Genomic DNA, 8592 nt, shown 5'->3' with positions numbered 1-8592 from the left:
CGATCAGCTCCATGCCGACCTCCGCGGCCATCTTGTCGCGGAACTCGATCATCTCCTTGAACTTCCAGGTGGTGTTGACGTGCATCAGCGGGAACGGCGGTGGACCGGGATAGAACGCCTTGCGTGCTAGGTGCAGCATCACCGAGGAGTCCTTGCCGATCGAGTAGAGCATCACCGGATTGCCGAACTCGGCCGCGACCTCGCGAATGATGTGGATGGACTCGGCTTCGAGCTGCTTGAGATGGGTCTGGCGCTGAGCGCTGACGATAGGAGCTGTCATGGTCGGTGTCTCACGGTCGCCATCAATACCGAGATGGCAAGACTGAATAAGAATATGGGCTTCCTGGGAGGCAAACCCTAGCGAGACATTGGTAATAACGTCAAAGAATCAAAGATGATTCAAAAAGCGTTTTTGGTTATAACCGATCAGAGATCGACCCGTTCGACCCAAGTCGACAGCTTCTCGCCACGAAGCTCCAGGACACGCAGGCCGGGGCGCGCCGCCTCGTCGATCGTGAATTCGTGGCTCTTCGGCAGGAACTGATCCGATGTCGACGGGCAGCCATAGACGGCCACGACATCCTGCCATGCGGCGAACGCCTGATGGATATGACCGCAGATCAACGCCTTGACCTGGGGATAGGGGGAAAGCGTCTGCCATAGGGCATCCCGATCCTTCAGCCCGATCGCATCCATCCACACCGAACCGATATCCAATGGTGGATGGTGCACAGCAATCAGCGCCGGCCGGTCGTCGGCCTCGAGCTGCAGCGCAAGACGCTGCAATTGCTCCTGTCCCAGTTCTCCGCCGGGTTGGCCGCTGATACGCGAGTTCAACAGCAATACTTGCCACCTGCCGAGATCGAGCTTCTCATGAAAAGGGTGGCACTCTTCCATCAGCTCCGGCTGGTCGTGGTTGCCAGGAATCCAGAACCACGGACAGCCCACGGACGCAAACGCCCGGCTGGCATGACGATAGGCCGCCGAAGTCTCATCCTGGGCCACGTCACCGGTAACCAACAGCGCATCGGGCCCCAATGCCCGCACGCGCTCGAGCACCGCCCGTAATTGACGTAATGGCAAGCCCTTGCGCGAAGCGCCCTGAGGATCGGCCAACAGATGGCAGTCGGTAATCTGGATCAGACGCATCAGGGCATTTCCGGCACGTTGGCGGCATGCCCATGTGCCAGCCCGTGCTGCAACCATTCGCCCAGAAAGCGATTGATCTGCAGTTTCTCGTCCGGCTGATGCATCTGAGGATTGGGGTAGCGATAGCGCCCCTGGAAATGGCGCTGACGCTGAAAATCGGTCACTTCCGCCATATCGGCATCGTGATAGAGATGTACCGTCATCCGCGGGGAGTCGACGAAGCTGTCGAGAACCCCGGTCTGGGACACCCGCGCGACCGTGGTATAGGGCGCCTGTTCGAGCACCTCGAACCACAGCGTGCCAAAACGGGCATGCTCTCCCGCGAGCGGGACTTCCTTGATCTCACCGGGCTCCATATCCATGACGAGACGGCAAAGCCGCAGATAATTGCTGCTGCACTCGGCCTGGAGCGTCTTGAGATCCGTAACGTAAGCAGTCTTTCTCATGCAGTTCTCCTGGCGCCTGACGGCCTGTGAATGGCGCGAACGCGGACAGCCAACCCTAACTCAACCTTGTGACCACTGCCCTTTCGCGCTAGGCCATGGCTCTCAAAGTGGCGCGCTCGCGCGCCAGCCAGTGAAAGCCAATCAACGCCATGGCATTGTCCAATTGGCCCGCCATCAATCGATCCCAGGCATCCGGGAACGACATGACGTGAACCAGAATATCCTCGTGTTCGTCTTCCAAACCATGCACGCCACCGATGCCTTTGCTGTCTATCAAACCGCAGAACAAGGTGACCTGCTCGGTGCACGCACCGGGACTGGGGTAATAACGATGAAGCTCGATCAACTCTCGGACCTCACACCCGGCCTCCTCCCGCGCTTCGCGCCGGGCGACGTCGGCGGGAAATTCCCCCGGTTCGATCAGGCCCGCTACCGGCTCCAGCTTCCACGGAGACGCGTCGTCATCCAGGGCGCCTGCACGAATCTGCTCGACCAGAACGACCTCGTCCCGAGCCGGGTCATAGAGTAGTACGCCCACCGCATCACGGCGAACGTGAACCTCCCGATCCAGAACCTCGCTCCATTCGCCATTGAATTTCCGGTGACGCAGGCGACGCTTCTCGAGATCGAAAAAACCCGTGTAGAGCTGTTGACCCTCTACGCGCTCGACATCCTTGGCGTCGAAGCGGTTGACCGGGACGATCTCATGACCCATTGCTTGGCTCCTTGGCATTGGAGACTCATTATTGCGGCACCGGTAGGCAATTCCAACCGGCACCAAAAGATTCCGTCACAGAGGATTCCCCGGGGCCAGGTGCACTCTTCTCCGTCAACATCCAAGCTGCATCACGATGGGGAGTTCGGCAATTCGCCGAGGCTTTGAATACGCGGCCACGCGAGACACGGGACTGGCGCGCACCATTGGAAGTTTACGCCGGGGCGCTCAAGACATCGGGCGCTGGCCCGAGCCCCCTTCAATAGCGTTAGACATGGAAACTGAGATCACCCTACCCGCGGGCGACCTCTACGACGATCAGTTTTTCGTGGCGCTACGCGACGTCAAAGACCTACTGACGATCCGGTAGAAGCAGCGCATCCAGTATCGCGCCGCCTCGCGGCTGGGGCTGATAAACCCGTTGACCACGGGCCGCCTGGGAGGTGGTAACCCATGAGTTTTTCCGCTTACTGAACACGAAACACTACTGAAGCTTGCGAGCGCCGGTCGAGAACGCTCGCGGAACGGGCTTACCGATGTTCGGCGAGCCAACGCTCGGCCTGCCGGCGCAACGCTTCGTCGGAGCTACGATCCGCTCGCGCCTGCCCGGCCACGGCTCGCCGTGCGTAGTCGAGGGCTTCGCCATGCTCGCCTTCATCTTCCAGATACTGGGCATAGTAGAAGTTGGTATCGATGCCGTCGGGTCGGATACCCACCGCCTTCTGCAGCAACTCCCGCGCCTTGTCCGAATCGCCGAACGCAAGCGGCCAACCCGGCGCGTGCTGGTAGAGCGCGCCCAACGTCACGTAGGCCGAGCCGTTCTCGCCTTGGGGATCGATGGCGATTGCCTCTTCCAGCGCCGTGCGCGCCCGCTTGGCCAGATCCAGCGCCCCCAGGCCGCCCTTCGCCTTGGCGTAGGATGCCAGAACGACCCCCTGAGCCGTCAGTACATGGGCATTGTCCGGTTGATTCCTGGCCAGCGCATCGGCCTCGTTGGCCAGGTCCTCGAATGCCTTCAAACGGGCGTCACCCTGCATCTGGTATTCGACGTTGCCCCATCGCTGCATGAGGGAGAACAGGGTCGGGTCCGGCGCTTGCGCCACGGCGGCGGTCGCCGCGAACAGGAGAGCCACCACCAAGCCGATCCGCAGCACCGGCCGGCGCCAGGGGCGGTGGCAAGAAAAGCGCTGCCGCCATTGTCGTTCCATTGCCGCGATACCTGAAAGAGCCATCGGTGCCACTCCTGAACGGGTCATCGTTGCAATCTAACGAGCGTTTGAATTCACCACTATAGGGTTTTAGTCGCATGGTCCCGGCCCGACGGTGACCTCCTGTTCCAGTCCATGGCGCAAAAGCGGCTCGGCGGATGAGGTTTTTCCGCCCCTTTACTGCCTCAAGGATTAACCCACATGAAAAGCCCGGCCGATTCCGCGCCCTTTTTAATCTGGGTTACCAACACCGTTTTTCGATTCGACTAGCTTCAGGGTGCGTCAAGGAACCGACCCCTTCTCTCTTGGAGACGACCCATGTTTCAGCACTCATCGAAACTTCAATATCCCGTCAAGGTAGACAAGCCCGACCCGCAATTCGCAATGCTGCTGCAGCAAGCCATCGGCGGTATCGAAGGCGAGATTCGCGTCGCCATGCAGTATTTCTTCCAGGCCATGGGGGCCCGAGGAGACGACCGTATCCGCGATCTGCTGATGTCCACCGCGACCGAGGAACTCTCCCACATCGAAATGCTGGGTCATGCCGTGGCGCTCAACCTGGAAGGAGCGCCGGTCTCCTATCAGGAAGAGTCCGCCAAGGACCCGATCATCAACGCTATCCTCGGCGGTGCCAATCCCCGCCACCTGCTGTCGTCCGGGCTTTCCGCCATGCCGGTCAACGCCAACGGCGTTCCGTTCGACATGAGCCATGTCTACGCGACCGGCAACGTCGCCGCGGACATGATGGCCAATGTCGCGGCCGAGTCGGGAGGTCGCGTGTTGGCGACCCGTCTGTACAACTGGACGGACGATAAAGGAATGCAGGACTTCCTGTCGTTTCTCATCGCTCGCGACACCTATCACCAGCAGCAGTGGCTCGCGGTCATCGAGGAGCTGGGCGGTTTCGAGAAAAACCTGCCGATCCCCAATTCGACTCCGGAAGCTCACGAGGCCACCGAGCACTCTTACTACTATCTCAATACCTTGACCGACAAGCAGGCGCCCGAGGGACGTTGGAATCGAGGACCTTCACTGGATGGCCGAGGGGAATACTCGACACGAGACAAGCCGGAACCGGAGGGACAGGCTCCTTCGCTGGGCAAGGCCAGGGAACACTCCGGCGCTCAGAAAGAGCAGATGTAGTCGAAGATCGACCGGCGGCGCTTCCCGTGACGCGCCCACTCCCGAGGGTGGGCGCTCAACCCGGCGTGTCGCGGTTCGATACGCCGGGTGAAAATGCCGGTAGCGACTATTCTCATGGATGAGCGGCGGTCCCAGCCGCCTGACGAGGTAGGAAGCCGTGTCCCAGACGACGGTGGCAAAGACACTCGCCCTTCCCGAGCGCGATTCCGCCAGCTGCCTGCCGCGATTGACCGCCGATTGGCCCTGTCCCGCTGCCGATCCCGAGTCGCTGGCGCGGCGCTTTCGGCATCTCGTGGCATCGCGACTCGACCGGCTCGAGCTTCCCGCGCGGGGGAGAACGCTGGTCCGGTGGCAGCATCTATCGGATATCGCCGCGCTCGATCTCGGTCTGGCCAAGCTGTTCGAGGGCCATACCGATGCCCTGGCGATTCTCGCCGAGATATCCCAGCCCGGACGCTATCCCGCCACGGCACGCTGGGGCGTCTGGGCGGCGGAGCCCCCTTTCGCCCGCCTGACGCTGAGGCCGGCATCCGGACGGCCGGGAACACTGGTCGATGGCGACGCCGTCGTTCTCGACGGCACCAAGGCGTGGTGTTCCGGGGCGCACGCTGTCACTCACGCCCTGGTCACCGGCTGGCTCGAGGAGACCCCCTGCCTCGCCGCCGTGGAACTCTCCCGGCCCGGCGTTCAGGTAACCCAGCGAGGCTGGTCGGCCGTGGGCATGGCCGCCACTGCCAGCGTCGAGATCGAGTTCGAGAACGTCGAGGCCACCCTGGTCGGCGATCCCGAGGCATACCTTCGACGCCCCGGCTTCTGGCAGGGCGGTATTGGCGTTGCGGCGTGCTGGTGGGGCGGAGCGCAGCGCATCGCTGAGACCCTGCTGACGGGAGCCACCCCGGAAGATCCCCATCGCCTGGCCCATCTCGGCATGGTGGAGGTGGCGCTGCACAACGGCGCTTCGAGGCTGCGCGAGGCTGCCGCCTGGGTCGATGCTCATCCGCAAGAGAACGCCCGTCTTCTCGCCCTCTCGGTCAGGGCCGCGATCGACGACATGGTCGCCACGATCATCGAGCACGCCGGGCGGGCGCTGGGCGCCGCGCCCTACTGCCGCGACGCGGCCTTCGCCCGGATGATGGCGGACCTGCCGGTCTTCGTCCGCCAGACCCATGCGGAGCGGGATCTCGAGTCGATAGGCCGCGACCTGCTGCAGCGGCGCCAGGAGAACAAGGCGACGGCCCCCGGTGACGTCCCCCCTCACCATGGATGGAGATTGATGTCATGAATGACGACGCAGTGGGATCCGAAACAGCCTCGGCCGCCGATGACCGCCGAATCGTCGGCGACGGCACGTTGCTCGCCGAGTGGCGGCAATGGCGGGGGCTCTCGGCGCTTCCCGCGGTCGATGCCGGGACGCTGGTACCCGTCGGCTTCCGCGCCGTGATGGTCGCCCCTCATCCCGACGACGAGATTCTCGGCTGCGGCGCGCTGCTGCAGCAGTGGTCGGCACTGGGTCGCGAGCTGTTGATCGTGGCGGTCACGGAGGGGACCGGCAGTCACCCCGGCTCTTCCGCCTGGCCGCCGGAGCGGCTGGGACGGATACGCCCCGAGGAGAGCCGGCGGGCGTTGTCGCGGCTCGGTCTCGAGGAGGTGGACGTCATCCGGCTGCACCTCACCGACACCCGGGTCGGCGAGGAGAGCCATGAATTGGCCTATCGCTTGCATCGACTCCTGCGGCCCGACGACGTGCTGGTCACCACCTGGCGAGGTGACGGTCACCCGGACCATGAGGCCACGGGGCGCGTCTGCGCCCAGCTCGCCGACGACCGCCGCCTGGGGCTGGTCGAACTGCCGATTTGGATGTGGCACTGGGCCGAGCCTGGCGACAGCCGTGTCCCCTGGCACCGGGCCCGGCGCGTTACCGTCGATGACGATCAACTCGCGCGCAAGCGAGCGGCAATGACCGAGCACGCCAGCCAGTGCGAACCCGACCCATCGACTGGCCGGCCCGCCGTCCTGTCGTCGTCCACGCTCTCCCGTCTCATGCAGGATCACGAGGTGGTGCTGGCATGAGCGACGTCCGGCTGATGGCCCATTTCGAACGGCTCCACGTCGACTCGGCCGACCCATGGGGATGCGACACACGCTGGTACGAGGCCCGAAAGCGCGCCTTGACCCTCGCCCTGCTGCCCCGGGGACGCTACCACCACGGTTTCGAGCCCGGCTGTTCGGTCGGCGCCCTGAGCGCGGAGCTGGCCCAGCGCTGCGACATCTTCACCGGCTGGGATGCCAGCGCCAGCGCCGTGGCCAGCGCCAGAAAGCGGCTCGGACATCTCGATCACGTGCGGTTCGAAAGACGCGAGCTTCCCACCACCCTGCCCGTGGCCGCCTTCGACCTGATCGTCTTCAGCGAGATAGGTTACTACCTGGACGAGGCGGTGCTGGCGACCACGGTGCGAGCGTTACGACGCGCGCTTCGGCCCGCCGGCGATTTCATCGCCTGCCACTGGCGTCACCCCCTCGCCGACGGCTACCGGTCCGGCGATGCCGTGCACCAGCGTCTGCACGAACACCTGGGGCTGGCCGCCAGGTCGAGCCTGGTCGAGCCGGACTTTCGCATCGAGCTGTGGTCCGTGGAGGCACCAGGAAGCGTGCCGGCGGGAGAGTCGAGATGACGCTGGCGACATCCCGGCAATACCCAGCCCTGCGGAGTCCCGCGCCTTGATCGGTATCGTGGTACCCGCGCACAACGAGGAAGATATGCTCGGTGCCTGTATCGCCTCGCTACAGGTCGCCGCCGCTCATCCGGCCTTGCAATCCGAACCCGTTCGAATCGCGATCGTGCTGGATGCCTGCCGTGACGGCTCCGCGGCGATCGCCCGTCAGGCCGGCGTCCACACCATCGAAGTCGACTACACCAATGTGGGGCTTGCCCGCCATAACGGCGCAGGCTGGCTGATAACCCAGGGCGCGCGCTGGCTGGCGTTTACCGACGCCGATACGATCGTCGAGCCGGACTGGCTGGTACGACAGCTCGCCAGTCGTGCCGACGCGGTGTGCGGCGGCGTCCATCTGCTCGATTGGGCGACGCTCTCGACGGAACTCCGCCGGCGATACCTCTCCCACCGTCGATCCGTGACGGCCGGGAGGCATATCCATGGTGCCAATCTCGGCGTGAGTGTCGCTGCCTATCTCGCCGTGGGCGGCTTCGCTCCGTTGGTCGCCCATGAAGACGTCCGCTTCATTGGCACGCTGAAGCAGCATGGTTTTACCATCGACTGGCTACACGGAATGCGCGTCAAGACCAGTTCGCGACGCAAAGCCAGGGCGCCTGAGGGCATGGGAGCGTTACTGAATTCGCTGGAACAGGGGATATCCTGAAACGGAAAAGGAAGGGCCGCGTGTCGCGCTGCGCGAATCACGAGCCGGGACATCGAGCAAGGTGAAGCCCTGACAAATCCCTTTGTCAGGGCCTCGGCGCCTTCCCTGGCATTCCGATATTCGACACTTCCGCTCGATGCGTCGAATACCGGCTCGTCGTCGTCCTGACGCTTACAGTATGTCCTTACCCGGGAAAGGCAGGATTCATCTATTTTAAGATACAGGTAAAATACATTATGTTTTGCAAGGAAAGGTTAGCCGATGGGGAAGAACCACTCCCTGCTACGGTTCCCGGCTCTCGTTCAGCAAATTCATGTGAAGATAGTCGTCTGAAAATTCCGCGAATGCCTTGAGACGCTCCCAATCGGGTATTTCAACCGTACTGTTCCGCGTGACGATGAGGCCTTGCCGGCGCAGGCTCTGCAATGATCTTGCCCACCGACAGTGGACACCTCGTTAAGACAGTACACTGATACGAGGTTACCCATGACAAGGCAAGTCGCTTCGATGAAGAAGACCCGCAACCGATACTCCCCGGAATTCAAGGACGAAG

Annotated in this window: 10 protein-coding genes; 5 read left to right on the top strand and 5 right to left on the bottom strand. The window is 63.1% G+C overall.

Translation table 11 applies throughout. The annotated features are described in order from the left end of the window. The 5 genes from F0A16_RS21645 to F0A16_RS21625 form a co-directional block, all read right to left on the bottom strand. On the bottom strand, positions 1–280 hold a 280-nt coding region (locus F0A16_RS21645), incomplete at its 3' end, for a phosphoadenosine phosphosulfate reductase domain-containing protein (RefSeq protein WP_187776113.1). 146 nt (positions 281–426) lie between these two features. Beyond that, on the bottom strand, positions 427–1149 hold the full coding sequence (locus tag F0A16_RS21640) for a phosphodiesterase (protein WP_149438132.1): 723 nt from the start codon (positions 1147–1149) through the stop codon (positions 427–429). Beyond that, complete coding sequence (locus F0A16_RS21635) at positions 1149–1595, bottom strand: DUF1249 domain-containing protein (RefSeq protein ID WP_149438130.1); 447 nt, start codon at positions 1593–1595, stop codon at positions 1149–1151. Before F0A16_RS21635 ends, F0A16_RS21640 begins: the two co-directional genes overlap by 1 nt. An 88-nt stretch (positions 1596–1683) precedes the next feature. Then, positions 1684–2310 carry an NUDIX domain-containing protein gene (locus F0A16_RS21630; protein ID WP_149438127.1) on the bottom strand — a complete coding sequence of 209 codons (627 nt, stop codon included), beginning with the start codon at positions 2308–2310 and terminating at the stop codon, positions 1684–1686. Positions 2311–2840: 530 nt separating this feature from the next. Next, a complete protein-coding gene (locus tag F0A16_RS21625; RefSeq protein WP_239023929.1) occupies positions 2841–3542 on the bottom strand; it encodes a tetratricopeptide repeat protein in 702 nt (233 codons plus the stop codon). A gap of 294 nt (positions 3543–3836) precedes the next feature. Between F0A16_RS21625 and F0A16_RS21620 the strand changes: the two genes are divergently transcribed. From F0A16_RS21620 to F0A16_RS21600, 5 genes are all read left to right on the top strand, one after another. Beyond that, positions 3837–4661, top strand: coding sequence for a manganese catalase family protein (locus F0A16_RS21620; RefSeq protein WP_149438125.1), 825 nt, complete (start codon positions 3837–3839; stop codon positions 4659–4661). Between the two features lie 157 nt (positions 4662–4818). Beyond that, a complete protein-coding gene (locus F0A16_RS21615) occupies positions 4819–5943 on the top strand; it encodes an acyl-CoA dehydrogenase family protein (RefSeq protein WP_187776112.1) in 1125 nt (374 codons plus the stop codon). After that, positions 5940–6731, top strand: coding sequence for a PIG-L deacetylase family protein (locus tag F0A16_RS21610; RefSeq protein WP_149438123.1), 792 nt, complete (start codon positions 5940–5942; stop codon positions 6729–6731). The genes F0A16_RS21615 and F0A16_RS21610 overlap by 4 nt, the downstream gene beginning before the upstream one ends. Further along, positions 6728–7333 (top strand): SAM-dependent methyltransferase, encoded by a 606-nt coding sequence (locus tag F0A16_RS21605; protein WP_223119859.1) that lies wholly within the window; start codon positions 6728–6730, stop codon positions 7331–7333. Before F0A16_RS21610 ends, F0A16_RS21605 begins: the two co-directional genes overlap by 4 nt. Before the next feature lie 46 nt (positions 7334–7379). Further along, on the top strand, positions 7380–8039 hold the full coding sequence (locus F0A16_RS21600) for a glycosyltransferase family 2 protein (RefSeq protein WP_149438121.1): 660 nt from the start codon (positions 7380–7382) through the stop codon (positions 8037–8039). The last annotated feature ends 553 nt before the right edge of the window (positions 8040–8592 follow it).

Source organism: Salinicola corii, assembly GCF_008298015.1.
Taxonomy (GTDB): Bacteria; Pseudomonadota; Gammaproteobacteria; order Pseudomonadales; family Halomonadaceae; genus Salinicola; species Salinicola corii.
The sequence above is the reverse complement of the archived record's forward strand: the minus strand, read 5'-3'. Positions and strand labels throughout refer to the sequence as shown.

What these genes read in the sequence shown, in the direction of transcription:
- F0A16_RS21640 (WP_149438132.1), bottom strand. Translation starts at nt 1,149, where the DNA reads ATGCGTCTGATCCAGATTACCGACTGCCATCTGTTGGCCGATCCTCAG.
- F0A16_RS21635 (WP_149438130.1), bottom strand. Translation starts at nt 1,595, where the DNA reads ATGAGAAAGACTGCTTACGTTACGGATCTCAAGACGCTCCAGGCCGAG.
- F0A16_RS21630 (WP_149438127.1), bottom strand. Translation starts at nt 2,310, where the DNA reads ATGGGTCATGAGATCGTCCCGGTCAACCGCTTCGACGCCAAGGATGTC.
- F0A16_RS21625 (WP_239023929.1), bottom strand. Translation starts at nt 3,542, where the DNA reads ATGGCTCTTTCAGGTATCGCGGCAATGGAACGACAATGGCGGCAGCGC.
- F0A16_RS21620 (WP_149438125.1), top strand. Translation starts at nt 3,837, where the DNA reads ATGTTTCAGCACTCATCGAAACTTCAATATCCCGTCAAGGTAGACAAG.
- F0A16_RS21610 (WP_149438123.1), top strand. Translation starts at nt 5,940, where the DNA reads ATGAATGACGACGCAGTGGGATCCGAAACAGCCTCGGCCGCCGATGAC.
- F0A16_RS21605 (WP_223119859.1), top strand. Translation starts at nt 6,728, where the DNA reads ATGAGCGACGTCCGGCTGATGGCCCATTTCGAACGGCTCCACGTCGAC.